Source organism: Mycobacterium sp. NBC_00419 (assembly GCF_036023875.1).
Taxonomy (GTDB): domain Bacteria; phylum Actinomycetota; class Actinomycetes; order Mycobacteriales; family Mycobacteriaceae; genus Mycobacterium.
Genome location: NZ_CP107931.1, coordinates 4316187 through 4341166, shown reverse-complemented (window position 1 = coordinate 4341166; position 24980 = coordinate 4316187). Strand labels below are relative to the sequence as shown.

The 24980-nt window shown below is 66.9% G+C and carries 25 protein-coding genes; 12 read left to right on the top strand and 13 right to left on the bottom strand.

Going from position 1 to position 24980, the window contains the following annotated elements:
- Positions 1–6: 6 nt before the first annotated feature.
- Entirely contained in the window at positions 7–1089 is a 1083-nt protein-coding gene (locus OG976_RS20730) for a DUF1214 domain-containing protein (RefSeq protein ID WP_328352928.1), read from the top strand.
- Positions 1086–2267 carry a sulfotransferase family protein gene (locus OG976_RS20725; protein WP_328352925.1) on the top strand — a complete coding sequence of 394 codons (1182 nt, stop codon included), beginning with the start codon at positions 1086–1088 and terminating at the stop codon, positions 2265–2267. Before OG976_RS20730 ends, OG976_RS20725 begins: the two co-directional genes overlap by 4 nt.
- 1 nt (position 2268) lies before the next feature.
- Here the strand turns inward: OG976_RS20725 and OG976_RS20720 are convergent, their stop codons facing one another.
- From OG976_RS20720 to prfB, 7 genes are read right to left on the bottom strand one after another with little or no spacing between them, the layout of a single operon-like run.
- A complete protein-coding gene (locus OG976_RS20720) occupies positions 2269–3114 on the bottom strand; it encodes an EamA family transporter (RefSeq protein WP_442930555.1) in 846 nt (281 codons plus the stop codon).
- Positions 3111–3617 (bottom strand): SsrA-binding protein SmpB, encoded by a 507-nt coding sequence (gene smpB / locus OG976_RS20715; RefSeq protein ID WP_328352922.1) that lies wholly within the window; start codon positions 3615–3617, stop codon positions 3111–3113. The genes OG976_RS20720 and smpB overlap by 4 nt, the downstream gene beginning before the upstream one ends.
- A 2-nt stretch (positions 3618–3619) precedes the next feature.
- Positions 3620–4516, bottom strand: a complete 897-nt coding sequence (gene ftsX, locus OG976_RS20710; protein ID WP_328352919.1) for a permease-like cell division protein FtsX — start codon at positions 4514–4516, stop codon at positions 3620–3622.
- Positions 4517–5206, bottom strand: a complete 690-nt coding sequence (ftsE, locus tag OG976_RS20705; protein ID WP_328363835.1) for a cell division ATP-binding protein FtsE — start codon at positions 5204–5206, stop codon at positions 4517–4519.
- Between the two features lie 35 nt (positions 5207–5241).
- Positions 5242–5742 carry a hypothetical protein gene (locus tag OG976_RS20700; protein WP_328352916.1) on the bottom strand — a complete coding sequence of 167 codons (501 nt, stop codon included), beginning with the start codon at positions 5740–5742 and terminating at the stop codon, positions 5242–5244.
- Entirely contained in the window at positions 5739–6710 is a 972-nt protein-coding gene (locus OG976_RS20695) for a mechanosensitive ion channel family protein (RefSeq protein ID WP_328352913.1), read from the bottom strand. The genes OG976_RS20700 and OG976_RS20695 overlap by 4 nt, the downstream gene beginning before the upstream one ends.
- Positions 6703–7815: a peptide chain release factor 2 gene (gene prfB, locus OG976_RS20690; RefSeq protein ID WP_328352910.1), complete on the bottom strand. Its 1113-nt coding sequence runs from the start codon at positions 7813–7815 to the stop codon at positions 6703–6705. Before prfB ends, OG976_RS20695 begins: the two co-directional genes overlap by 8 nt.
- A 184-nt stretch (positions 7816–7999) precedes the next feature.
- Here prfB and OG976_RS20685 point away from each other — a divergent pair, with 184 nt between their 5' ends.
- Positions 8000–9364, top strand: a complete 1365-nt coding sequence (locus tag OG976_RS20685) for an FAD-dependent oxidoreductase (RefSeq protein ID WP_328352908.1) — start codon at positions 8000–8002, stop codon at positions 9362–9364.
- 7 nt (positions 9365–9371) lie between these two features.
- Here the strand turns inward: OG976_RS20685 and OG976_RS20680 are convergent, their stop codons facing one another.
- On the bottom strand, positions 9372–10544 hold the full coding sequence (locus OG976_RS20680) for an MFS transporter (RefSeq protein WP_328352906.1): 1173 nt from the start codon (positions 10542–10544) through the stop codon (positions 9372–9374).
- Positions 10545–10671: 127 nt separating this feature from the next.
- Between OG976_RS20680 and OG976_RS20675 the strand changes: the two genes are divergently transcribed.
- Positions 10672–11214: a TetR/AcrR family transcriptional regulator gene (locus OG976_RS20675; RefSeq protein ID WP_328352904.1), complete on the top strand. Its 543-nt coding sequence runs from the start codon at positions 10672–10674 to the stop codon at positions 11212–11214.
- Between the two features lie 9 nt (positions 11215–11223).
- Here the strand turns inward: OG976_RS20675 and OG976_RS20670 are convergent, their stop codons facing one another.
- Positions 11224–11631, bottom strand: coding sequence for a PPOX class F420-dependent oxidoreductase (locus OG976_RS20670; RefSeq protein WP_328352902.1), 408 nt, complete (start codon positions 11629–11631; stop codon positions 11224–11226).
- 43 nt (positions 11632–11674) lie between these two features.
- Positions 11675–12031 carry a DUF3592 domain-containing protein gene (locus OG976_RS20665; protein ID WP_328352899.1) on the bottom strand — a complete coding sequence of 119 codons (357 nt, stop codon included), beginning with the start codon at positions 12029–12031 and terminating at the stop codon, positions 11675–11677.
- 24 nt (positions 12032–12055) lie between these two features.
- On the opposite strand from OG976_RS20665, the gene hisN reads away from it, so the two are divergent.
- The 3 genes from hisN (at position 12056) to OG976_RS20650 (ending at position 15570) form a co-directional block, all read left to right on the top strand.
- Positions 12056–12850 (top strand): histidinol-phosphatase, encoded by a 795-nt coding sequence (gene hisN / locus OG976_RS20660; RefSeq protein WP_328352896.1) that lies wholly within the window; start codon positions 12056–12058, stop codon positions 12848–12850.
- Positions 12851–12942: 92 nt separating this feature from the next.
- On the top strand, positions 12943–14325 hold the full coding sequence (locus OG976_RS20655; RefSeq protein WP_328352894.1) for an acyl-CoA dehydrogenase family protein: 1383 nt from the start codon (positions 12943–12945) through the stop codon (positions 14323–14325).
- Between the two features lie 30 nt (positions 14326–14355).
- Positions 14356–15570: an acyl-CoA dehydrogenase family protein gene (locus OG976_RS20650; protein WP_328352892.1), complete on the top strand. Its 1215-nt coding sequence runs from the start codon at positions 14356–14358 to the stop codon at positions 15568–15570.
- Here the strand turns inward: OG976_RS20650 and OG976_RS20645 are convergent, their stop codons facing one another.
- Positions 15571–16425, bottom strand: coding sequence for an oxidoreductase (locus tag OG976_RS20645; RefSeq protein ID WP_328352890.1), 855 nt, complete (start codon positions 16423–16425; stop codon positions 15571–15573).
- Positions 16426–16643: 218 nt separating this feature from the next.
- Here OG976_RS20645 and OG976_RS20640 point away from each other — a divergent pair, with 218 nt between their 5' ends.
- Complete coding sequence (locus OG976_RS20640; protein ID WP_328352889.1) at positions 16644–16976, top strand: MarR family winged helix-turn-helix transcriptional regulator; 333 nt, start codon at positions 16644–16646, stop codon at positions 16974–16976.
- On the opposite strand, the gene OG976_RS20635 is transcribed toward OG976_RS20640, so the two are convergent.
- Both OG976_RS20635 and OG976_RS20630 read right to left on the bottom strand, forming a co-directional pair.
- Complete coding sequence (locus OG976_RS20635; protein WP_328352887.1) at positions 16973–19261, bottom strand: molybdopterin-dependent oxidoreductase; 2289 nt, start codon at positions 19259–19261, stop codon at positions 16973–16975. The genes OG976_RS20640 and OG976_RS20635 overlap by 4 nt on opposite strands.
- Before the next feature lie 99 nt (positions 19262–19360).
- Positions 19361–20344 carry an esterase family protein gene (locus OG976_RS20630; protein ID WP_328352884.1) on the bottom strand — a complete coding sequence of 328 codons (984 nt, stop codon included), beginning with the start codon at positions 20342–20344 and terminating at the stop codon, positions 19361–19363.
- A 192-nt stretch (positions 20345–20536) separates the two neighbouring features.
- Between OG976_RS20630 and OG976_RS20625 the strand changes: the two genes are divergently transcribed.
- Genes OG976_RS20625 through OG976_RS20610 form a run of 4 tightly spaced genes read left to right on the top strand, consistent with a single transcriptional unit; the run spans position 20537 to position 24979 of the window.
- Positions 20537–21640, top strand: a complete 1104-nt coding sequence (locus tag OG976_RS20625) for a homogentisate 1,2-dioxygenase (RefSeq protein WP_328352881.1) — start codon at positions 20537–20539, stop codon at positions 21638–21640.
- 1 nt (position 21641) lies between these two features.
- Positions 21642–22835 carry an alpha/beta hydrolase family protein gene (locus OG976_RS20620; protein ID WP_328352878.1) on the top strand — a complete coding sequence of 398 codons (1194 nt, stop codon included), beginning with the start codon at positions 21642–21644 and terminating at the stop codon, positions 22833–22835.
- On the top strand, positions 22836–24077 hold the full coding sequence (locus OG976_RS20615; RefSeq protein WP_328352875.1) for a CaiB/BaiF CoA transferase family protein: 1242 nt from the start codon (positions 22836–22838) through the stop codon (positions 24075–24077). It abuts the gene before it with no gap.
- Complete coding sequence (locus tag OG976_RS20610; RefSeq protein WP_328352872.1) at positions 24074–24979, top strand: hydroxymethylglutaryl-CoA lyase; 906 nt, start codon at positions 24074–24076, stop codon at positions 24977–24979. The genes OG976_RS20615 and OG976_RS20610 overlap by 4 nt, the downstream gene beginning before the upstream one ends.
- Position 24980 lies beyond the last annotated feature (1 nt).

Below are 24980 nucleotides of genomic sequence, written 5' to 3'. Positions count from 1 at the left end.
CAGCCGATGAGTGGCGAGAAGTCACTGGAGGCGTGGGGTTTCGTCCGCAAGGTCCTGGCCGACACGACCGAGATGATCACCCAGGATGCCCGCGACGAACGCGAACTCCTCGAGGGGCTGCGGGTGCTCAACCGGGTGACGGCACTGTGCACGGAACTGTCCGTCGACACCGATCCGGATCATCCGCACTTCGTGCAGATGTGCACGTCCTCACGCTTCGTCGGCGGCCCGAACCCGCACGGCTCCTATCCCCTGGCGATGATCAGCGGCGACCGTGCCTACCGGCTCACCGGCACCCGCGGCACGTCGACCTACCTCGGTCTGCAGGTGCTCGCCGGCACCGGGCTGAACCCGCGGCGGATGAGCAACTACCTGTCGGATCGCGACCTCGTGCTCGACGACGACGGCCGATTCGACATCGTCTTCGCCGCGGCCAAGCCCACCGACACCGACCTCGACGGCGCCCAGTTCGTCCAGATTCCCGAGGACGCCACCTCGATCGTCGTCCGCGACTACGTCTCCGATCCGCAGACCGAAGTCCCTGTAGAGCTTCATATTTCGCGTCTCGGCGACCAGGAACCATCGGCGCCGGTGACCGATGAGCAACTGGCCGAGCAGCTGACCGCCCTGGGCTGGACGATCGTGAAGCTGACGACACTGCATCGCACCGTGCGTCCGGATCTGCTGGACAACCCGAACACGTTGATCACCTCGGAGGCCGGCGCCCTCGGCGGGGAGAACACCACACCGGACAACCTCTACATGCTCGGCCTGTTCGACCTCGAGGCGCATCAGAGCCTTCACCTGGAATTCCGGCCGCCCGAAACCCGCTACTGGTCGATCACTTTGGAGAACATCTGGCATGAATGCCTCGAGCCCCTGGTGCGCCAGAGTTCGGTGACCAACGCGGGCGTCGAGCCCGGCGCGGACGGCGCGATCCGGATCAACATCGGCGCCGAGGACAGCGGCGAGGGCTACTGGCTGGACACCGGTGGACGGCGACGAGGGTTCATCACCCTGCGCTGGCTGGACAACCCGACAGCACCCGAGGTCTCAGTTCGTCTTGTGGACAAGGAGGTTCAGCGATGACCAGTGCGATCGCCGCGCGCCTGGACGCCGACAAGCTGATCGAGCAGGCATGTGAGCTCGCCGGCAGTGACGACTTCGGTGACAACGACGGCTGGCGCGACAACCTCGACCGCCTGCTCGACGCATTCATCGACGCCGACGACCTCTCGCCCATCGGCGTCGAGATCGCGGCAGCGGATGTCATTGTGCCGCTGCGTAACCGGTTGCAGATCACCGCCTGGCGCAGCGAGCACCCGGAGATCGCGCAGGAGAAGATCGAACGCCCGATCATCATCTTGGGCCAGCCCCGCACCGGCACCACGATTCTCTATGACCTGCTGACCCAGGATCCCGACCTTCGCGCCCCCCTGACCTGGGAGGTCGACCAGCCCTTCCCGGTGCCGCAGCCGCAGACCTACGAGACCGATCCGCGGATCGCCCAAACCGAAGCGGCGCTCGAGATGAGTGAGCAGCTGAACCCGGGGTTCATGAAGTTCCATCCGATGAGCGCGCGCGGCGGTCAGGAATGCGTGCGGATCACCATGGGCACCTTCTGCAGCATGACCTACAGCACCCAGTACTTGCTGCCCAACTACCAGCGCTGGCTAATGCATGAGGCCGACCACGCCGCGGCCTACCGATATCACCGGAAGTTCCTGCAGCACTTGCAGTCCGGCGTGCCGGGCCAGTGGCTACTGAAAAGCCCGGCGCATCTGTGGAACCTGGACACGGTGCTCGCCGAATACCCTGACGCGATCCTGGTGCAGACCCACCGCGATCCGCTGGTGGTCATCTCCTCGATCAGCGCGCTGATGGCGTATCTGCAGAAGCTGGTCAGCGACAAGTCGTCGGTGCAGCGGGTGGCCGGGCAGTGCGCCGAGGAGAACATCCTGGGACTCGAGCGCATGATGGGCTGGGTGGACGAGGGATTGCCGGGAGCCGACCGGATCATCCATGTGCGCTTCGCTGACTTCATGGCTGACCCATTCGCCACCATCGGTGCGGTCTACGACCGCATCGGCCGCGATCTCACACCCCAGGCCGAACAGCGCATGCGCGAACACCTTTCGGCCAACCCCGGCGACGGCGGCGGTAATCGCTACACCTGGGCCGACACCGGCCTGGACGCCGACGAGCTCCGCGAACGCTTCCGCGCCTACCAGGAGCGCTTCGACGTCCCCAGTGAGACGCTGCGTTGAATCAGTGCACCGAGATCATCGCCACCGCCGCCAACGCGAGCACCATGCCCGCAACCTGCCAGCGGGTGACCCGCTCACGCAGGACCACAATGGCCAGCAGCACAGTGGCGGCCGGGTACAGCGCCATCAGCACACCCGCCAGTGAGAGCATCGAGGCCTGCAGCGCCAGCAGCATCGCCACGTTGGAGACGGCGTCTAGTACCGCGGCGGCCAGCGCCAGCCGCATCGCAACACCCTGCGGCGCACGGAAGTTACCGGTGAACGCGGCGACGGTCAGCACGATCGCCGTCGCCGAGATTCGCGCGAAGAACAGTGGCCACATCTTGGCGTCCACCGGCGCCTGGTGAATCAGCACGAAGTTGAGCCCGAAGGCCAGACCCGAGCCGATCGTCAGCCACGCAACGGTTTTGGTGAACCGGTGCAGGCTCACATCCCCGTCGGTGGCCTCCCGGCTGACCAGCACCACGGCGATTAGCGCCAGTACGGTACCCACACCGGCGATCACCCCAGGCCGCTCCCCCAGCGCCAGGCCGACACCTACCGGCACCCCCGCCACGAGCACCGCGGTCAGTGGTGACACCACCGAGATCGGGCCTGAGCCCAGCGCGGCGTAGAACCACCACACTCCGAACGCCTGGCTCACGCCGCACAGCAGCCCCCACACGACCGCCGGGGTGGAGATGGTGCCGCCCACCACGACTGCCAGCACGCCGAGCATGACCATCGCGACCGGATACGAGATCAGCACCACCCGCAGCGCGGCGACGCGCCGCGAGGCGATACCGCCGACGAAGTCGCTGACGCCGTACCCGATCGCCGCGGCCAACGCCAGCAGGACGCCGATCAGGACATGCCCTTGGCGCGCCTGCCGAGCTCGCGTACCACCTCACGCTCGGCGTCGCGGCGGGCCAGGTCCTGTCGTTTGTCGTGAGCTTGTTTACCTCTGGCCAGTGCAAGTTCGACCTTGACCCGGCCCTCGCTGAAGTACAGCGACAACGGCACCAGGGTGAGGTTGCCGTCGCGAATCTTGCCGACCAGGTTGTCGATCTGGCTCCGGTGCAACAGCAGCTTGCGGTTGCGCCGCGGTGCGTGGTTGGTCCAGCTGCCGTGGTGATATTCCGGGATGTGCAGGTTGCGCAGCCAGATCTCACCGTCGTCGACGGTGGCGAACGCGTCGGCCAACGACGCCTGCCCGTCGCGCAGGCTTTTGACCTCGGTGCCCTGCAGAACCACACCGGCCTCGTAGGTGTCGAGGATCGAATAGTTGTGCCGCGCCTTGCGGTTGGTGGCGACGATCTTCTTGCCGCCCCTGACGTCACCTGCCTTGTTGGCCGGCGTCTTCTTCGACACAGCTACCTCCGCACGTAGAGGCGCAAGGTGACGTACGCAGTGACTCCGGACATGGCGACACCCAGGAACACCAGCCACGGCGTCACGAAATAGAGGATGTCGGCGTAGTTGACCTTGGCGATGAGATTGGCTCGATAGAACTGGTCGAGCGCCCTCTCCAGGAACATCGCACGCACCACGATCAGCCCGACGATCGCGAAGAACACCCCGATCAGCGCCGCCAGCACCGCCTCGAGAAGGAACGGCAGCTGGGTGTACCAGCGGGTCGCGCCGACCATTCGCATGATGCCGATCTCGGTGCGTCTGGTGTAGGCCGCGACTTGAACCATGTTGGCGATCAACAGAATCGCACCGATGGCCTGCACCACGGCGACCGCGAAGGCGACGTTGGACAACCCGTCGAGCACAGCGAACAGCCGGTCGATCAGTTCCTTCTGGTTGAGCACGTTGAGGACACCGGGCTGGCCCTGCATCGCCGCGTCGAAACCCTTGTGCTGCTCGGGGTTGTCGAGCTTGACGATGAACGACGCCGGGAAGGCATCCTTGCTCGCGAGGTCCTTGAACTGGGGGTTCTTGGCGATCGCGTCGTCATACGCTTCGGTCTGGTTGAGGAAGCGCACCGACTTGACGTCGTCGAGGCCCTCGATCTTGGTGCGCAGCGCCTTGCACACGTCGCCGTCGCACGTCGGGTCGTTGGCCGAGATGTCGTTGGTCAGGAAGACCTGGCTCTCGACGCGGTCGAGGTAGATGTGCCGGGACTGGTCGGCCAGCCGCAGCACCAGCAGACCACCGCCGAAGAGCCCGAGCGAGATCGCCGTCGTCACGATCATCGCCACGGTCATCGTGACGTTGCGGCGAAGTCCGGTGAAGACCTCGTTGACCAGGAAGCCGAAGCGCACTTAACGATCCATTCCGTAGACGCCACGCTGCTCGTCGCGCACAAGCCTGCCAAGGGACAGCTCGACCACGCGCTGGCGCATGGAGTCGACGATGTGGTGGTCGTGGGTGGCCATCAGCACCGTGGTGCCCGTCCGGTTGATCCGTTCGAGCAGGTCCATGATGTCCTTGCTGGTGTCGGGGTCGAGGTTTCCGGTGGGCTCGTCGGCCAGCAGCACCAGCGGGCGGTTGACGAACGCCCGCGCGATCGCGACGCGCTGCTGCTCACCGCCGGACAGTTCGCCGGGCAACCGGTTGGCCTTGCCGGACAGCCCGACCATCTCCAGGACCTCGGGTACCACCCGGTTGATGGTGTCGGGCTTCTTGCCGATCACCTCGAGGGCGAACGCGACGTTCTCGAAGACGCTCTTCTGCTGTAGCAGCCGGAAGTCCTGGAACACGCAGCCGATCACCTGGCGCAGTTTGGGGATGTGGCGACCCGACAGCTTGTTGACGTGGAACTTCGATACCTGGAGCTCACCGGAGGTCGGGGTCTCTTCGGCCAGCAACAGTCGCATGAACGTCGACTTGCCCGAACCCGACGGGCCGATGAGGAAGACGAACTCACCCTTGTCGATCTTGACGCTGACATTGTCGAGGGCTGGGCGGGCCGACGACTTGTACTGCTTGCTGACATGGTCAAGGGTGATCATCACGGCACGCCAGTGTAGCTGTCTGGTCTCGCGGGTTACTGCGTCGGCGCGGCAGGCGTCGACATCGGACCCTGGCCCGGCACGGCTGACGGGGTGGGCGTCGGGCTGGGCGCACCGGGCAGAGGCGGCACTCCGGGCGGTGCCGGGGTGGTCGTCGTCGGCGATGTCGGTGAGGTCGGCGACGTCGGTGACGTGGGCGAGGTCGGCGATGTCTCGCCCGGCGAGGTGGACTCGGTAGGCGAGGTCGGTGAGGTCGTCGGCGTCTCGCTGGTCGTCGTGGTGGTCGTCGGTGTCTGGGTGCGCCGCTGGACGTCGGTGCGCGGTACCCAGGTGTAGGACGGGTCCGGGACGAAGCCGGGCGGCACCACCTGGGTGGCCGGATCAGGCGCAGGCGGCGGGGGTTCGTAGTTCTGGTAGATCCAGAACAGGGCGACGAAGGCGACAATCAAAGCCGCTGTCGACGTGCGGATCCGACCGCCCGGCAGGTAGTTGGGCCAGCCGCGGTCGTCGCGCTTCCACTTCCGGAGCGACGTCACTGTCGCTGTCCTTCCTGGTTACGAACCGCGGCCGCTTCCTCGGTGGTTCCCGACGCGGTGATACCGCCCAAGGTCGGTGCCTTCTCCGTCGGCGAGGTGATGCCTGCCTTGCTCAGTGCGGCGATCACCATCACACGTAGACGGCGGCCGACATCGAATTGCTTCCCGGGCAACGTGCGAGCCACGATGCGCAGGTTGACCGTGTCGACCTCGATGCTCTCCACACCCATCAATGCCGGTTCGTCGAGCAGCAACTTGCGTAGATCCTCGTCGAGCATGGCGTCACTGCAGACCTTGTGCAGCAGGTCGTTGACTCGGTTGAGGTCGGCCGACGTCGGCACCGGTACATCGACGACCGCACGCGCCCAGTCCTTGGACAGGTTCAGCGACCTGACGATGTTGCCGTTCGGAACCGTATACATCTCGCCCTCGACGGTTCTGAGCTTGGTCACCCGCAGGGTGACCTCCTCGACGGTGCCGAGTGAATCTGCGGGCGCGCCGACCATGCTCAGCTGGACGAGGTCCCCGAAGCCGTATTGACGTTCGGTGATGATGAAGAACCCGGCGAGCATGTCCTTGACGAGGTTCTGGGCACCGAAGCCCAACGCGGCGCCCAGGACTGCCGCTGGCGCTGCCAGCGAACTGACCGGGATCGACAGGACATCACCGATTTCGACGACGACCATGACGAATACCAGGGCGATGGACACCCAGGAGACCACGGAAGCCACCGCTTGCTGGTGTTTGGCGCTCTCGGTACGCACCAGCTGATCGGTCTGTTGGTATCGGGCGTCGATGCGCCGGGTGATTCGGCGAGCCAGCCAGGTGATGAAGCGGGCCGCCAAGAGCGCCCCGATGACCAACAACGCAATCCGCACGCCGCGGGTGACGATCCACACGCCGTACTCGCCGTGCCAGAAATCGCTCCAGCGCTGCCCGAAGCCTGCGGCCAGATAGTTGCTAATCATCTTTTCGGTTACGCCACCTGATTCCCGCTTCCAGGAATCCGTCGATGTCCCCATCCAGTACCGCCGTAGGACTGCCGACCTCGTATTCGGTGCGCAGATCCTTGACCATTTGGTAGGGGTGCAGAACGTAGGAGCGCATCTGGTTTCCCCAGGAGCTGCCGCCCTCGCCTTTCAGCGCGTCCATCTCGGCGCGCTCTTCCTGCCGCTTGCGTTCCAGCAGTTTGGCCTGCAGCACCCGCATCGCCGAAACCTTGTTCTGCAACTGCGATTTCTCGTTCTGGCAGGTCACCACGATACCGGTGGGGATGTGGGTGAGTCGAACCGCCGAGTCGGTGGTGTTCACCGACTGCCCGCCCGGCCCGCTGGAGCGGTATACGTCGACCCGCAGATCCGTCTCGGGGATCTCGATGTGGTCGGTGGTCTCCACCACGGGCAGCACCTCGACTTCGGCGAACGAGGTCTGGCGGCGGTTCTGGTTGTCGAACGGGCTGATGCGCACCAGCCGGTGGGTGCCCTGCTCGACCGAGAGCGTGCCGTAGGCGTAGGGCGCGTGGACGGCGAAGGTCGCGCTCTTGATGCCCGCCTCTTCGGCGTAGGAGGTGTCGAACACCTCCACGGGGTACTTGTGCTGCTCGGCCCAGCGGATGTACATCCGCATCAGCATCTCGGCCCAGTCGGCGGCGTCGACGCCACCCGCGCCGGAACGGATGTTGACCAGGGCCTCGCGCTCGTCGTACTCGCCGGCCAGCAGGGTCCGGACCTCGAGTACCTCAATGTCGGCCTGCAGTGACTTCAGTTCGGCGTCGGCTTCGGCCAGGGCATCGGCAGCGCCCGCGCCCTCTTCCTCGGCAGCCATCTCGTAGAGCACCGGCAGGTCCGCCAGGCGGCTGCGTAAGTCCTCTACGCGGCGCAGCTCAGACTGGGCGTGCGACAGCTCGCTGGTGACCTTCTGGGCGTGGCTCTGGTCGTTCCACAGGTTGGGGTCGGCGGCCTCGTGTTCGAGCTTGTCGATCTTGGCGCGCAGCCCGTCCACGTCGAGCACCCGCTCCACCGTGGTCAGGGTGGAATCAAGGGCGGCGATGTCAGACTGTCGGTCGAGGTCCACGGCTCCTCAGGTTACCGGCGTCACGGCGCGTTGTGATCCACGGCGGTGTTCCCGGCAGTCTCGGGGCCGACGCGTTTAACATCACTGCTGTAACCAGGATGTGCGCCGCGCGTTTACGCGACGCTTCCCGACTGCGACGCGCCAGCCCACTCGCGAGCAGTTCGGACCGGACAGGAGTTCGAAGATGCGTCCTTACTACGTCGCGATCGTCGGCGCAGGCCCCTCGGGATACTTCGCTGCGGCGTCGCTGCTGCGGTTCGCCGACGGCTCCGTCGCCGGCGGCGGACCCGACGTGCGCGTGGACATGCTCGAGATGTTGCCGACGCCGTGGGGGCTGGTCCGCTCCGGAGTGGCACCGGACCATCCGAAGATCAAGTCAATCAGCAAGACCTTCGAGAAGACGTCGAGCGATCCCCGGTTCCGCTTCTTCGGCAACCTCAATGTGGGTCAGGACGTGACCGCCGAGGAACTCACCGAACGCTACGACGCGGTGGTCTACGCCGTAGGCGCGCAGTCCGACCGGGCACTGCACATCCCCGGTGAGGAGCTGGCCGGAAGCGTGGCGGCCGTCGACTTCGTCGGTTGGTACAACGCGCACCCACACTTCGAGGAGATGGCACCGGACATCTCCAGCGGCCGCGCCGTCGTCGTCGGGGTCGGCAACGTCGCACTCGACGTCGCCCGGATTCTGGTGAGCGACCCCGAAGCACTCGCCAATACCGACATCGCCGATCACGCGCTGCAGTCACTGCATGACCGCGGGGTCGAGGAGGTGGTGATCCTGGGTCGCCGCGGGCCGCTGCAGTCGACGTTCACCACGCTGGAGTTGCGTGAGCTCGGCGAACTCAATGGCGTCGACGTGGTGGTCGACCCTGCGGATCTGGCCGACATCACCGACGAGGACGCCGAGGCGGCAGGCAAGCTGGCGCGGGCCAACATCAAGGTGTTGCGCGACTACGCCGCCGCCGAGCAGCACGCGGGCCACCGCCGCATCGTGTTCCGGTTTCGCACCTCACCGATCGAGATCCTCGGTGCCGAGCGGGTGGAATCTATTGTGCTGGGCCGCAACGAGTTGCTCGCCGAGGACGGCAGGGTGGTGGCCAAGGACACCGGCGAGCGGGAGACGCTGCCGGCGCAGCTGGTGGTCCGGGCCGTCGGCTACCGCGGCGTCCCGGTGCCGGGCCTGCCGTTCGACGACGGCGCGGGCACCATTCCCCACCAGGAGGGCCGGATCGCCGGGCGCGCCCACGAGTACGTCGTCGGCTGGATCAAGCGCGGCCCCTCGGGCGTGATCGGATCCAACAAGAAGGACTCCGCGGACACCGTCGAGACGCTGCTTGCCGGGCTGGCCGGTGTCACCCTGCGGGAGGTCGGGCCCGACCACGGCGACGAGCTGGTTGAGTGGCTGGCCCAACGGCAGCCGCACCTGGTGACCGACGACCACTGGCGGGCCATCGACGAGCACGAGCGGTCCGCGGGCGAACCGCACGGCCGGCCGCGGGTGAAGATCGCCAACGTCGCCGAGATGTTGCGCGTCGGACGCCGCTGAGGCCCGGCTACGCCGAGGGGCTGGTACGGCACAGGCGGTCGTCGTCCTCGACGACCCCCGGTCCGACTGACAGCCCGCTGACCGGTCCGGCGCTGCGGGCCACCAGCGGGGTGCACGCGGCCAGCACGGCCAGCGCCGCCGACGCCATGAAGACGCCGAACGGGCCGGATGAATCGGCGATCACGCCGCCCAGGGCCGTACCCATGGCGCCACCCACGAGCGCACCGCTGTTGAGCCATCCGAACGCCTCTGCCGCGGACTGCTCGTCGGTCTCGTGCGAGACCATGACGTAGAGCGCGGCCAGCGCCGGCGCGAAGCCCAGCCCCGAGGCGAACAGCGCGGCAAGCTGCAGCACGTAGCTGTCGGCCAGCCCGAACATCACGGTGCCCAGGGCCACTGCCAACAACGACAGCGTCAGCCCGCGCACACCGAGGCGACGGTGGCCCAGGACGATTCCGCCGACCAGAGAACCCACGCTGGCTGCGGCCAGTGCCACGCCGGCTGAGATCTTGTCCTCGCCGAACAGCGCCAGAACACCGACCTCCAGGGCCATGAACGACGCCACCAGCGCCAGGCTGGCGACCATCGCCAGGATCACCGACGGCTGCCGGAGGACCTTGCCGAAGGCTGCGCTGCTGCGGGTGATCCGCGGCCGGAATCGCCGGGCACTGAGCAGGAACCAGCAGGTTCCCACCACGGTGACGACGCCGGAGAACAGCAGCGGAAGTGACGTCGACACCGCCGACGCCAGGAAGGTGGCGGCCACCGGGCCGATCACCCAGATGAGCTCCTGGGCGGTGGTATCGAGGGCGAACAGCGCCCGCAGTCCCTCACCGGGAACCATCTGCGGATATAGCGCCCGCACGGCGGGCAGCAGCGGCGGCACCGACGCGCCGACCAGGAATCCCAGCACCATGAGCACGCTCGAGGAGGCATGGGAGAAGGCCAGCACTGCCATCGAGATTCCGTTGACCAAAGCTGCCGACAGCAGGGTGATCGTCATGCCGATCCGGCCGAGCAGACGCGCGGTCATGGGCATCGCAATCGCCTCGCCGATGCTGGCGGCGGCGACAACCGCGCCACCGATCGCATAGGACCCGGTCCGCTCCTGGACGTGCAGCAGGATGGCCAGCGACAACAGACCGAGAGGCAGCCGCGCGAACAGCTGCGACGCGGTCACGCCCACCACACCTGGCACTCGGATGAGCTCCATGTAGGCCCGCACTTGTATCACTCCTAGATCGTTTGGATGCCCTCAACTGTACCGTCCGGACGGTACAGTCCGAAAACGAATTAAACTCAGCGCGATGACGACCTCGCGCGAACGCATTCTCGACGCGTACGCCGACGTGCTCGCCATCGACGGAGAACGGCACGCCACGCTGGAGGCGGTAGCCGCCAAAGCCGGGGTGTCCAAGGGCGGGCTTCTCTACCACTTCCCCAGCAAGGACCAACTCGCCGAAGCACTGTGCGACCGGCTGGTCGCGCTGGCGGCCGACGACGTCGACGAGATGCGCAATTCCGCCGACGGACCGGCCCGGCACTACATCCGCACGTCGCACTACGCCGATACCCAGCTGGACCGCACCCTGGTCGCCGTCGCGCGGCTTCAGCAGGCCGGTGACCCGCGGGCGCGGGCCGCGATCGAGTCGATCTCCGATCAGTGGCTCAACGCACTCGACGAGGCCCTCGGCGACCGTGACCTCGCCCGCGCGATCAAATTGATCGGCGACGGCCTCTACTACAACGCGATGTCGAGCGCACTGGGCGGCCAGCGCACCCGAACCGAGGTCGACGAGGGACTGCTGGCCGTGATCGACCGCCTCATCGACCAGGCGCCGCATGCCTAGATGTGACTCTCAGTCGCGAGCCGGCGGGGTGATCGAATCGGCAGCGATGGTGACGATGACGCGCGTCTCGTCGGGGTTGCCGCTGAAGTTCGGGTACGGGATCCCCAGGTATTTGTGCGAGATCTCGTCGATGCTCTGCCGGCCGCCCTCGGTCGTCGTCGACACCACGCGACCGCGTATCGCGTAGTACCGGTAGACGTTGTCCGGATCGACGACGTTGACGGCGACGCGCGGGTCGAGGGCCAGGTTGCGCGCCTTCTGCATGCCCTCAACGATGTTGACGACGATGTGAACGCCGTCGGTGGTGACCCACGTCTCGGTCAGCTGCGGCGATCCGTCGGGCATCAGAGTGGCCAGAAAGCACGGGCTAGGCCGGCGCAGCAGGTCGAGCAGTCCCTCGGGAAGGGGTTGGGACATCGAATTCCTGTCGTTGGCGCCAGCTGCGGAGGCTTACAGCGGCCTAACTGTACGGCTGCGCAGGTGGCGGGGTCAGCGGGTCGGGGCGCGTGCCGAATACCCAGTTGTCCGGGTTCTTCGGCGAGTAGACCACCGGGATCAGCTGGCCCATGCTCGGCCAGCTGCCGACGTCAACGGCCATCCGCTGGTAGACGACATGCTCGTTGACCGTCGGACCGTTGATCACGCCGCTGATCGTGACGAACTGCTCACCCTCGACATCAGGGCGCGGGCTGACCCCGGTCACCAGCAGCGTGCCCTGCACCATTTCGCCGCGCGGACCGCGGTTGCGCATCAAGCGTGGCCCGAGGACGAGGACCAGCGCCCCAATGATCAGCAGCAGCACCGCGAATTCCCACATGCAAGCCATGGTAGGACTGCAGCTATGAGCGGCGGCGGCGTACGTGATGACCTGGCGGTGGCACTGGCTCTTGCGGACCGGGCCGACGTGATCACGCTGGACCGGTTCGGCGCACTGGATCTGCGCATCGACACCAAACCCGACCTGACCCCGGTGACCGACGCCGACCAGGCCGTCGAGGCCGACGTACGTGGGGTGCTGGCCGATCAGCGGCCCGACGACGCCGTGCTCGGTGAGGAGTACGGCGGGACGGCCGTATTCAGTGGCAGGCAGTGGGTGATCGACCCGATCGACGGCACCAAGAACTTCGTACGCGGCGTGCCGATCTGGGCCAGCCTGATCGCCCTGCTCGACGACGGCGTGCCAATCGTCGGCGTGGTGAGCGCACCGGCGTTGGGACGGCGGTGGTGGGCCGGATCCGGACTCGGCGCCTACACCGCCGCCGGCGGGGCCGAGCCGAGGCGACTGACCGTGTCCGGTGTCGCCGATCTGGCGTCGGCCAGCCTGTCGTTCTCCAGCCTGTCCGGGTGGGCGGAGCGTGGCCTGCGCGAGAACTTCATCGGATTGACCGACGCGGTGTGGCGGGTGCGCGGCTACGGCGACTTCTTCTCGTATTGCCTGGTGGCCGAGGGTGCGGTCGACGTCGCTGCCGAACCCGAGGTCAAGCTCTGGGACCTGGCTGCCCTCGACATCCTGGTGCGCGAGGCCGGCGGCCGATTTACCAGCCTGGCCGGGGCCGACGGCCCGCACGGTGGGGACGCGGTGGCCAGCAACGGCCTCCTTCACGACGCGGTGCTCGCAAGCCTGTCCGGCGTGTGAAATAGCTAACAGGATCTTCGTACCTTACTCCAGAGTAAGATACGGTTGCGTCACCTTGATCAGCACCGCCCACCACCTATGAGGCTGCCGATATGACCAACACCCTTCCCTCCACGTCGAAAAGCGCGCGGGCCCGCGACAGTGCGGTCGGCGCCTACAAGCACAAGCGCTCCGCCACCGACATCGGCCTGGCGCTCATCACTCCCCTGCTGGGTCAGGAATTCCTGGACCGCTACAACCTGCGCGATCCCCTCAACCGGGGCATCAAGTACGGCGTCAAGCAGGCCTTCTCCACCGCCGGCGCCACCACCCGCCAGTTCAAGAAGATCCAGGGAATCGGCAAGGAGCCGACTCGCCTGCGCCCCAGTGGCGCCGACTACTTCGACCTCACCCCCGACGACGACCAGAAGATGATCCTGGAGACGGTGCGGGAATTCGCCGAAGAGATCCTGCGGCCGGCCGCCCACGACGCTGACGAGGCGGCCGCCTATCCCGCCGATCTGATCGCCAAGGCCGCCGAACTCGGTATCACCGCGATCAACGTGCCCGAGGACTTCGACGGAATCGCCGAGCATCGCACGACGATCACCAATGCACTGGTTGCCGAGGCCTTGTCCTACGGCGACATGGGATTGGCCCTGCCGATCCTGGCGCCCGGCGGCGTCGCCTCGGCTCTCACCCACTGGGGCAGCGCCGACCAGCAGGCCACCTACCTTGCCGAGTTCGCCGGTGAGCGCGTGCCGCAGGCCTGTGTGGCGATCGCCGAACCGCACGCCCTGTTCGACCCCACCGCACTGAAGACCACCGCGGTGCGCACCCCGAGCGGCTACCGTCTCGACGGCGTCAAGTCGCTGGTACCTGCCGCTGCCGAAGCCGAATTGTTCATCGTGGCAGCACAACTCAACGGTAAGCCTGCGCTGTTCATCGTCGAGGCGTCGACCGAGGGCGTATCGGTGAAGGCCGACCGCAGCATGGGGATCCGCGCCGCCGCGCTGGGCCAGGTGGAACTGGACAAGGTGACCGTCCCGCTCTCGGCTCGCCTCGGCGAGGACGGTGCCACCGACAGCGACTACTCCGAAGCCATCGCGCTGGCCCGCCTGGGCTGGGCCGCGCTGGCGGTCGGCACGTCGCACGCGGTGCTCGACTACGTCATCCCCTACGTCAAGGAACGGGAAGCGTTCGGCGAGCCGATCGCCCGCCGCCAGGCGGTGGCGTTCATGTGCGCCAACATCGCCATCGAACTCGACGGCTTGCGGCTGATCACCTGGCGCGGGGCATCCCGGGCCGAGCAGGGCCTGCCGTTCGCGCGCGAGGCCGCACTGGCCAAGAAGCTCGGAACGGACAAGGCCATGCAGATCGGGCTGGACGGCGTCCAGCTGCTCGGCGGCCACGGATTCACCAAGGAACACCCGGTCGAACGCTGGTACCGCGATCTGCGGGCCATCGGCGTCGCCGAGGGTGTCGTGGTCCTCTAGATCCTCTCCTGACGAACGGAAAAGACTGTCATGGCAATCAATCTGGAAATGCCGCGCAAGCTGGAAGCCGTCATCGAGAAGGCACACCAGGCCGCCGCGGAGATGCTTCGCCCGATCTCGCGCAAGTACGACCTCAGTGAGCACGCCTACCCCGTCGAGCTCGATACCCTGGCCACGCTGTTCGAGGGCCTCTCGGAGGCCAACACGATCTCGTTCGCGGGCACCGACGCGTTCCGCGACAGCGAGGACGGCCCCAAGGGAAACGTCAACGGCGGCAACATGTCCGCGCTGCTCAATTCGCTCGAGATCTCCTGGGGTGACATCGCATTGCTGTTGTCGGTGCCCCGGCAGGGACTCGGCAACGCGGCGATCGCGGGAGTGGCCACCGACGAGCAGCTCGCGCGGCTCGGCAAGAATGTCTGGGCGGCGATGGCCATCACCGAGCCGTCGTTCGGCTCGGACTCCGCGGCGGTGACGACCACGGCCGTGCTCGACGGTGACGAGTACGTCATCAACGGCGAAAAGATCTACGTCACAGCAGGTTCGCGCGCCAGCCACATCGTGGTGTGGGCGACACTCGACAAGTCCAAGGGCCGCGCGGCGATCAAGTCGTTCATCGTGCCGAGGGAGTACCCCGGCGTCACCGTTGAGCGCCTCGAGCACAAGCTGGGCATCAAGGCTTCCGACACCGCCGCGATCCGCTTCGAGAATGTCCGCATTCCCAAGGACAACCTGCTCGGCAGCCCGGAGATCGAAGTCGAAAAGGGCTTCGCCGGGGTGATGGAGACCTTCGACAACACCCGCCCGATCGTGGCGGCGATGGCTGTCGGTGTGGCGCGCGCCGCGCTGGAGGAACTGCGCACGCTGCTGACCGAGGCGGGTGTGGAGATCTCCTACGACAAGCCCGCGCACGCCCAGAGTGCACCGGCAGCGGAGTTCCTGCGGATGGAGGCCGACTGGGAAGCCGGCTACCTGCTGACCGTGCGATCGGCATGGCAGGCCGACAACTCGATCCCGAACTCCAAAGAGGCCTCGATGGGCAAGGCCAAGGCCGCCAGGGTCGCCAGCGACATCACTCTCAAAGCAGTCGAATTGGCTGGCACCGCAGGCTATTCCGAGCAGACGCTGCTGGAGAAGTGGGCGCGCGACTCGAAGATCCTGGACATCTTCGAGGGCACCCAGCAGATCCAGCAGCTAGTGGTGGCCCGCCGGCTGCTCGGGATGTCGTCCACCGAGCTGAAGTAGTCAGGCGACGGCGTTCAGCTCGTGCCGGGTCTGGTCGTCGATCTCGATGTCGGCGACGGCGAGGTTCTCCTCGAGGTGGCTCAGTGACGACGTGCCCGGGATCAGCAGCACGTTGTCGGCAACGCCGAGCGTCCAAGCCAGCGCGATCTGGGCCGGGGTGTATCCCAAACGGTCCGCGGCCTGCTCGATCAGGTGGTGCGACAGCACGGGATTGACGTCGTGGAACGCCGAGCCGAGCGGGAAGAACGGCACGAACGCGATATCGCGGGCGATGCACTCGTCGAGCACGGACTGCGACGACCGGTCGACCAGGTTGAACGGGTTTTGCACACAGGCGATTTCGGTGATGTCCAGTGCGTGTAACAACTGTTCGTAGCTGACGTTGCTCAGCCCGATTCCGCCGATCAGCCCGTCGTCGCGGGCCTGCACCATGGCGCCGATCTGGTCGGTGAACAGCTGGCTGGGTTCGTCCTCACCGAGTACCCGCAGGTTGACCGCGGCAAGGTGGTCGACGCCTAGGCTGCGCAGGTTGTCCTCGATCCCGGCGCGTAGCCGGTCCGGTTCGGCGTCGGGCAGCCAGTCACCGGCTTCGTCGCGGCGTGCCCCCACCTTGCTAACCAAGGCCAGGTTGTCCGGGTACGGGTGTAGCGCTTCGCGGATCAGTTCGTTGGCGACGTCCGGTCCGTAGAACTGCGCGGTGTCGATGTGGTCGACGCCGGAGTCGACCGCGCGGCGCAGCACCGCCAAAGCCTGGTCGCGGTCTTTGGGCGGGCCGAAGACTCCGGGCCCTGGCAGCTGCATGGCGCCGAACCCGATGCGATGGACGTTGAATCCGGCGAGTGGGAAGTGTGGCATGGACCATTCCGTTCTCGTTGATATCCATTGATGTCGAATGATTTGATCTCAAACTATATTGCGAGGGCGGTACGCTCCTTGTCAACCCCAGGAGGTGAGGTCAGATTCCGCAATCAGCACCCGGAGCCGACTCCCGGGCCGCCCAACTCGCCGATGCATTCGGGCGCGCGGGCAAGACCCTGGTACGCGCGCTCGACGAGCGGCTCGGCGATCACGGAGTGTCTACCCCGCGATCGAAGCTCCTATTCGAGGTGAACCGGTGCGGTCCGGTGCGGCTCACCGATCTGGCCCGCGCGGTCGGCGTCACCCAGGGCACCGCATCCACCCTGACCGATGCACTGGTCCGTGAGGGGCTGGTCGAACGGTGCGCCGACGACTCCGACCGGCGCGTGACGCTTCTGCAGACCACCGCGGCCGGCCGCCGTCAGGCCGACGCCTGGGCGGTGGCCTACACCGCGGCGGCGGACGAACTGTTGGGCGTCCTGTCGACAAAGGAGCAGGTGCTGCTCACCGAACTCCTGAATCGCCTGGCCGATTCAGTCAGCGACTAGCCACTCGCACAAGGGCGCACCCGGCAGGGCACGCCGTTGACGACCTGCGTGTTACTGGGGACGTCGATCAGGTCCGGCGGGTTGAGCAGGTTCGAGTTCACCCCGGGGTGAGCATTGGCCACACCCAGGCGGGTGCCCGGCTGGCCGTGACCCCACCCGTGCGGCAGCGACACCACCCCGGGCATCATGTCGTCGCTGACCTCGATGGGTACCGAGACCTTGCCCTCCGAGGTGCTGACTTCGGCAACATCACCGTCGCTGAGACCGATTCCGCTCGCGTCGTCGGGATGGATCAGCAGCGTGCACCGATCGCGCCCACGCATCAGCGACGGCACGTTGTGCAGCCACGAGTTGTTGGACCGCAGATGCCGCCTGCTGGTCAGCACCAGGGTGTCGTCAGCCCGGTCGAGCCGGGCACGCAGCCTGGGCACGTCATCGACGAAGATGTCATGCACCAGTTCGACGGCGCCCGAGGGGGTGCTCACCGCGGCGTCCAGGCGGCCGCCCTCGAGCTCAGCGAGGCGCAGGCCATCGGGGTGGGCGCGCAGCGAGTCCAGGGTGAGACCGCCCGGCCTGGTCCCCAGGCCGTCACCCCACGGGCCGCTCCGCACGTAGAGGTCGTAGATCCGTTCCGGGCCTTGCCCTTTCAGTACTTCCATCACCTCGTTGGGGTCATGCCCACTCAGCGGTGTTCCGGGCTGCATGCACATGGTGGCCACCAGTCCCCCGGTGTACAGGTCATCCATCGCCGCCACGTCGACCTCGGGCACCGGTGTCCCCAGCAGCGCGCCGGCCAGCCGCAGCAACACCTCCCACTCCGCCGGCCGTGCGGTGTCGGTCGCGAACACCGGTTCGGACCATTTCAGACACGACGACAGGGCGTACATCCAGTACAGGTCGTCAGCATGCGGGCGTTCCAGCGGGGAGAGTCCCGGAAAGATGACGTGCGCGTGCCGGGTGGTCTCGTTGAGCCAATTGTCCACGCAGATAAGCGCATCCAGTGACGCCAGCGCTTCGCCGACGCGCCCGGCAGCCGGGGCCGAAACGGCCGGGTTGCCGGCAACCGTGATCAGTCCGCGGATGCGGCCGTCGCCCGGCGTCGTGATCTCCTCGGCCAGACAGCTCACCGGGTACTGGCCCAGCACCTCACCGACTCCGCGCACCCGCGAGGCGAACCTGCCGAACTCCCAACGGGGTCCGGTCTGGTCGGGCGGCTTCATGAACATCGGCGAGTACACCGCGGGGGCCGGGAAGACCGCTCCCCCGAGCCGGTCGACGGCTCCCAATGCCGCATTGAGGACGAACACCAGCCAGGTGGCCAGGGTGCCGAACTCCTGGGTACACGCCCCGATCCGGCTGTACAGCACAGGATTCGACGCCGCGGCCAGATCGTGGGCGAGCCTGCGGATGACCGGTGCCGGTATGCCGCTGGGCCCGGCGACCGCTTCCGGGGAGAACGGCTCGGCGAGGGCAATCACCTCGTCGAGACCCTGCACCTTGCCATGCAGATGCGGGTGGTCGCGCAGCAGTCCGTCCGCGGCCAGGGTGCGCAGGATCGCGAACAACACCAGCGCGTCGGTACCCGGACGGATCGGCACCCATTCGGATGCGCGTTGGGCGGTCTCGGTGCGCCGGGGGTCGAGCACGATCACCGAACCACCGCGGCGACGGATCGCCGCGAGATGGCCCACGACATCGGGTGCTGAGAGCATCGACCCTTGGGAGGCAGCCGGATTGGCGCCGATCACGACGAGGTGATCGGTGCGTTCTAGGTCCGGGATCGGCGCGTTCCACATGCCCCCGAACAGCAGTGTGCCGACCACATTCAGCGGCCATTGGTCGACGGTGCCCGGCGAGTAGTACGCGCCCATGCCCGCTGCGGCGCCCATCCCGACCACTGCACCGATGTAGGTGGCCAGCGAGAGGTTGTGGGCCACCGGGTTGCCGACGTAGACCGACACGGCCCGGGCGCCGTCGGTGTCGAGGATCGGCCGAAGGACGCGCTCCGCCTCGGCGAACGCCTCGTCCCATGAGACGGCGACATGGGTTCCATTGGGCTGCTTGACCATCGGAGTGCGCAGCCGGTCGGGATCGGTGTGCAGGTGACCCAGCGCCGTGCCCTTCGGACAGATGTGGCCGGCCGAGAAGACGTCGTCGGGATTGCCGCGGATGTCGGTCACCTGGCCGTTGCTGACGCTGACGCGAAGGCCGCACATAGCCTCGCACAGCGGGCAGGTCACCCGGTGGACGGTGTGCGCACCCTCATCCGACAGTTGTCTGGACACCTGTCCATGTTAGGGGTGCACCCTCCCCCGCACAACGGTGCCCGACATACGAAAGCGGGCCGCCGGCTATTGCCGACGGCCCGCTTTCGACTAGTTGTCTCAGGCTGCGCCGAGAACGCGCTGCAGATCCGGCTTCATGGCCTGCAGTTCACGGCCCCAGTACGCCCAGTTGTGCGTGCCGTTGTCCGGGAAGTTGAACACACCGTTGGTGCCACCGGCCGCGAGGTAATTGTCGCGGAAGGTGATGTTGGTGCGGATGGTCAGGCTCTCGAGGAACGTGGCCGGCACGTCGCCGCCACCGAGCTCGTTGGGCTTGCCGTTGCCGCAGTAGATCCAGATGCGGGTGCCGTTGGCGACGATCTTGGGGATCTGCACCATCGGGTCGTTGCGCTGCCAGCCGCTGTTCGGATCCTGAGTGGGTCCCCACATGTCGTTGGCCTTGAAGCCACCGGCGTCACCCATCGAGATGTTGATCAGGAACGGCCACGAACCCTCGGACGGGTTCAGGAAGCCCGACAGCGACGCTGCGTAGACGAACTGCTCGGGGTGGTAGACCGACAGGATCAGCGATGCTGAGCCGGCCATCGACAGACCGACGGCTGCGCTGCCGGTGGGCTTCACCTGACGGTTGGCCGACAGCCACTGGGGCAGCTCCTGGGTCAGGAAGGTCTCCCACTTGTAGGTCTGGCAACCGGTCTTGCTGCAGGCCGGCGAATACCAGTCGGCGTAGAAGCTGGACTGCCCACCGACCGGCATGACGACCGACAGGCCCGACTGGTAGTACCACTCGAACGCCGGGGTGTTGATGTCCCAGCCGTTGTAGTCGTCCTGGGCGCGAAGGCCGTCCAGAAGGTAGAGAGCAGGAGAGTTCGGGCCACCACTCTGGAACTGAATGCGGATGTTGTGGCCCATACCGGCCGACGGCACATCCAGGTACTCCACCGGTAGGCCGGGGCGCGAGAACGCTCCTGCCGTTGCCGAACCGCCCACCAGGCCGATCAGGCCCGGCAGAGCCGCCACCACAACGGCGACGATTGCGAATCGACGCGGCAAACCGCGCACCTTGTCGAACAGGGATTTCACCAATCCACCCCAGCTTTCTATGACCCCGCTTGTTGGGACTGCAGAGACGAGTAAAACACGTTGTCACGAGGGTGTGAAAGTCCACGGCGTGGCGCATTCGCGTTTCGACCCTTGTCAGCGCCTCAAACGAAAACTAATGTCACTTTTAGTTTTCTGGACGCTCACACCCCCTCGCCCACCTCGGGAGATTCCATGGAATCGTTCACTCACCTGCGCAAAGGCAAGACTCCTCGGCGAGTTCACGCCGACCTGGACGGCCTCAAGGACGACGAATTAGGCCGGGGTGGGTTCACCGGACGGACGGCCAACATCTACCGGCGTAACGATCCCACGGAATTTCGCGCCACCGGCCCGTTGCGACCTGTGGATGTCCTGGCAAGTGAGCTCAAACCGAGTGACGCCACGGACGCGGCCGGGGCCCCGCTGCTGCTGTTCTCCAACTCCGACTGCCGCATTTCGCTGAGCCGGCGCAGCCAGGAGATGCCCTTCTATGTCCGCTACATCGACGGTGACCTGTTGTGCTTCGTCCACCAGGGCTCCGGTCGCCTGGAGACCGAGTTCGGGCCACTGAGCTACCGCACCGGTGACTGGATATACCTGCCCAAGGCGTGCACGTGGCGGCAGCTGCCAACTACCGATAGCACCTGGCTGATCATCGAGGCCACCGACGAGTTCCGGGTGCCCCCGGCAGGCCCGCTGGGCAGGCATTGGCCCTTCGACCCGTCGCAGGCCGTGATTCCCGAACCGGAAGCTATCGAGGACGACGGCCGCGACGAATACGAGGTGCGGCTCTACCACCGCCCGATCGACGGCGTGCAGACGACGACACTCAGCTATCCGCACAACCCGATCGACGTCGAGGGTTGGCGCGGGGACAACTACGCGTTCACCTTCAATATCGCCGACTACAACGTCATCACCTCGGACAGCGTGCACCTGCCGCCGATGGTCCATCTCTTCATGGAGGCGACCGGCGTCTACGTCTGCAACTTCCTGCCCAAGCCGGCCGAGACCGTCCCCGGCACTGAACGCACGCCCTGGTATCACCGCAACGTCGACTTCGACGAGATCGCGTTCTTCCACGGCGGCTCCCTGTACGGCATCCCGATGCCGCCGGGACTGATCAGCCACGCGCCCCAGGGCGTTCATCACGGCGCGCCGGAGAAGGCCCGGGAACGTGCCCGGCGCAAGTTCGACGACTACACCAGCGTGGACTGGCAGGTCATCGCCATCGACACCCGGCAGCGACTCGTTCCGTCGGCCGAGGTGTTGGCCAATGATCTCGGGCAGCACTGAGATGGCGACTCCGGCGAAGCGGGCCTACGAGCGGATCCCGTATCTCATTGCCTACCAGAATGATTCGGGTGTTCGTGACGTCTACGGCGGCGTCGCCGAGCTGGTGGTCCTGGAAAGCTATCTGCTGAAGCCAACCGAGCCGTCCGACACCGTGCTGGTGTTCATGCACCCGATCGGCGGCGGCGCCTACCTGCCGATGATCAACGCACTGGCCCGTGCCGGCCACCACGTCATCTACTGCAACAGCCGATTCCGCGGCACCGACTCCGCATTGCTGATGGAGAAGGTGGTCCAGGATCTCGGTGAGGCGATCAAGGACGCCAAGAACCGGCTCGGCTACTCGAAGGTGGTGCTGGCCGGCTGGAGTGGCGGCGGCTCGCTGTCGATGTTCTACCAGCAGCAGGCGCAGAAGCCGACCGTCACCGCCAGCCCGTCCGGCGACGGCCCCGACCTGACCACGCTGGGCCTGATCCCGGCCGACGGCATCATGCTGCTGGCCGCGCACATCAGCCGCCACGGCACGCTGACCGAGTGGCTGGACGCCTCGATCCTCGACGAGTCCGACCCCACCAAGCGCGATCCCGAACTCGACCTTTACAACCCGGACAACCCCAACCAGCCGCCGTACACCGCCGAGTTCCTGGCCCGCTACCGCCGGGCGCAGATCGAGCGCAACCGCCGGATCACGGCGTGGGTCAAGGCGAAACTGGCCGAGCTGAAGGGCAGCGGTGCCCCCGGCGCGGACGTAGCCGAGTACGCGTTCGTGGTGCACGGCACCATGGCCGACCCGCGCTGGCTCGACCCCGCCGTCGATCCCAACGATCGCACCCCCGGCACCTGCTATCTGGGCGATCCTGCGGTGGTGAACATGAGTCCGATCGGCCTGGCCCGGTTCTGCTCACTGCGCAGCTGGCTGTCGCAATGGAGCTACGACGATGCCAACGGCGACGGCGTGCAGTGCGGCGCGGACATCACGGTGCCTTCGCTGGTGATCGGAAACCTCGCCGACGACGCATGCACGCCCAGCCACACCCGGCGGCTGTTCGAGGCGATCGGCCATCCGGACAAGGAGATGCACGAGATCGACGGTGCCAACCACTACTACTCCGGTCCCGACCAGCGTGAGACGCTGGCCAGGGCGGTCGGCGTGGTGACCGACTGGTTGGTGCGACACGATTTCGCGAAGGCGGACTAGATGGAACCCGAGCGCAGGAGCAAGAGCCGAAACACCGCGCCACCCACCGGCGCACTCGACGGTATCCGGGTCATCGAAGTCGGCACGCTGATCTCCGGACCGTTCGCCGGCCGGCTGCTCGGCGACATGGGCGCCGAGGTCGTCAAGATCGAACCGCCCGGCTCCCCCGACCCGATCCGCACCTGGGGGCAAGCCGAGATCGACGGGCACCACTTCTTTTGGACCGTGCACGCGCGCAACAAGAAGTGCATCACCCTGAACCTGCGCGAGCCCCGCGGCCGTGAGCTGTTCCTCAAGCTCGTCGAACGTTCCGACATCATCGTCGAGAACTTCCGCCCCGGCACCCTGGAGAAGTGGGGGCTGGGCTATGACGTTCTGCGCCAACACAACAAGGGCATCATCCTGGTCCGGATCTCCGGCTACGGTCAGACCGGACCGGACGCCAACAAGGCCGGCTACGCGTCGGTGGCCGAGGCCGCCAGCGGCCTGCGCCATATGAACGGCTTCCCCGGCGGTCCCCCGCCGCGGCTGGCCCTGTCGCTGGGCGACAGCCTGGCCGGAATGTTCGCCACACAGGGCGCGCTGGCTGCGCTCTACCGGCGCACCGTCACCGGCGAGGGGCAGGTCGTCGACGCCGCCCTGACCGAAGCGTGCCTGGCCATCCAGGAATCCACCATCCCGGACTACGACGTCGGCGGCATCGTGCGCGGACCGTCGGGCACCCGGCTGGAAGGCATTGCGCCGTCGAACATCTACCGCACCGCCGACGGCAGCTGGGTGGTGATCGCCGCCAATCAGGACACCGTGTTCCGCCGGCTGTGCGCAGCGATGGGCCAACCCGAACTGGCCACCGACGACCGGTTCGTCGACCACGTGGCACGCGGCCGCAACCAGGACGAGCTGGACAAGATCATCGGCGACTGGGCCGCCCAGCGTCAGCCCGATGACGTCATCGACACCCTCAGTGCCGCCGGTGTCATCAGCGGGCCGATCAACACCGTCGCCGAGGTGGTGCGCGATCCGCAGCTGCAGGCCCGCGGCATGCTGGTCGAACACTACGACGAAGGCATCGGCCGAAACGTGCTGGGACCCGGCGTCATTCCGGTGCTGTCGGAGAGCCCGGGTAGTGTCCGCAATGCCGGCCCCGCGCGGCCCGGCCAACACAACAGCGAGGTGTACGGCGACCTGCTGGGGCTCAAGGCCAACGAGATCGCCGACCTGGAATTCCAGGGGGTGCTGTGACCACGCTGCCCTCGCACGTCACGATCCGCGAAGTCGCGCTGCGCGACGGTCTGCAGATCGAGGCGCCGATTCCGTTGAGCGCCAAGCTCGAACTGTTGGCCGCGATCGCGGCAACCGGCGTCCGCGAGGTCGAGGCCACCGCGTTCGTCTCGCCGTCGAAGGTGCCGGCACTGGCCGACGCACCCGAGCTGGCGGCCCACCTGGGCGACTATCCCGACATCGAATTCTCGGCGTTGGTGGCCAGCGCCAACGGCGCCAAGCGGGCGATCGCGGCGGGACTGCGGTCGGTGGAATACGTGGTATCGGCGGCCGACGGTCACAGCCGGGCCAACGTGGGGCGCAGCAGCGCGGAGGCCACCGCGCAGATCGCCGACATCGTGGCGATCGCCCACGATTCCGGCGTCAGTGTCGAGGTGATCATCGCAACCGCGTGGGATTGCCCCTTCGACGGGCCGACGCCGACCCAGCGGGTGCTCGACATCGTCGACGCCGCTTGCGATTCCGGTGCCGACCGGTTGGCGATCGCGGACACCATCGGTACCGCCACGCCCGGGCGGGTGACCGTCCTGGTGAACCAGGTGCTGCCGCGCATCGGCGAGCTGCCGTTGGGCGCCCATTTCCACAACACCCGGGGGGCCGGCCTGGCCAGCGCCTACGCCGCGGTCGCCGCCGGGGTCAGGCGGCTGGACTCCTCGGTCGGCGGCCTGGGCGGCTGCCCGTTCGCCCCCGGCGCCAGCGGCAACATCGCCACCGAAGACCTGGCCTACCTGCTCCGTGACAGCGGGATCGACACCGGTGTCGACCTGCCGTCCGCCATCGACGCCGCCCGCGTCGCGCAATCCGTCGTCGGACACGAGTTGCCCAGCGCACTGCTGCGCGCCGGTGACCGGATCCTGAACTGAC

Excerpts from the sequence above, each read along its gene's own strand:
- OG976_RS20685 (WP_328352908.1), top strand. The coding sequence starts at position 8,000 with ATGCGTCCTTACTACGTCGCGATCGTCGGCGCAGGCCCCTCGGGATAC.
- OG976_RS20670 (WP_328352902.1), bottom strand. The coding sequence starts at position 11,631 with ATGTCCCAACCCCTTCCCGAGGGACTGCTCGACCTGCTGCGCCGGCCT.
- OG976_RS20725 (WP_328352925.1), top strand. The coding sequence starts at position 1,086 with ATGACCAGTGCGATCGCCGCGCGCCTGGACGCCGACAAGCTGATCGAG.
- OG976_RS20675 (WP_328352904.1), top strand. The coding sequence starts at position 10,672 with ATGACGACCTCGCGCGAACGCATTCTCGACGCGTACGCCGACGTGCTC.
- OG976_RS20665 (WP_328352899.1), bottom strand. The coding sequence starts at position 12,031 with ATGTGGGAATTCGCGGTGCTGCTGCTGATCATTGGGGCGCTGGTCCTC.
- OG976_RS20615 (WP_328352875.1), top strand. The coding sequence starts at position 22,836 with ATGGAACCCGAGCGCAGGAGCAAGAGCCGAAACACCGCGCCACCCACC.
- OG976_RS20695 (WP_328352913.1), bottom strand. The coding sequence starts at position 6,710 with ATGATTAGCAACTATCTGGCCGCAGGCTTCGGGCAGCGCTGGAGCGAT.
- hisN (WP_328352896.1), top strand. The coding sequence starts at position 12,056 with ATGAGCGGCGGCGGCGTACGTGATGACCTGGCGGTGGCACTGGCTCTT.
- OG976_RS20655 (WP_328352894.1), top strand. The coding sequence starts at position 12,943 with ATGACCAACACCCTTCCCTCCACGTCGAAAAGCGCGCGGGCCCGCGAC.
- OG976_RS20645 (WP_328352890.1), bottom strand. The coding sequence starts at position 16,425 with ATGCCACACTTCCCACTCGCCGGATTCAACGTCCATCGCATCGGGTTC.
- OG976_RS20625 (WP_328352881.1), top strand. The coding sequence starts at position 20,537 with ATGGAATCGTTCACTCACCTGCGCAAAGGCAAGACTCCTCGGCGAGTT.
- OG976_RS20650 (WP_328352892.1), top strand. The coding sequence starts at position 14,356 with ATGGCAATCAATCTGGAAATGCCGCGCAAGCTGGAAGCCGTCATCGAG.
- OG976_RS20730 (WP_328352928.1), top strand. The coding sequence starts at position 7 with ATGAGTGGCGAGAAGTCACTGGAGGCGTGGGGTTTCGTCCGCAAGGTC.
- ftsE (WP_328363835.1), bottom strand. The coding sequence starts at position 5,206 with ATGATCACCCTTGACCATGTCAGCAAGCAGTACAAGTCGTCGGCCCGC.
- OG976_RS20620 (WP_328352878.1), top strand. The coding sequence starts at position 21,642 with ATGGCGACTCCGGCGAAGCGGGCCTACGAGCGGATCCCGTATCTCATT.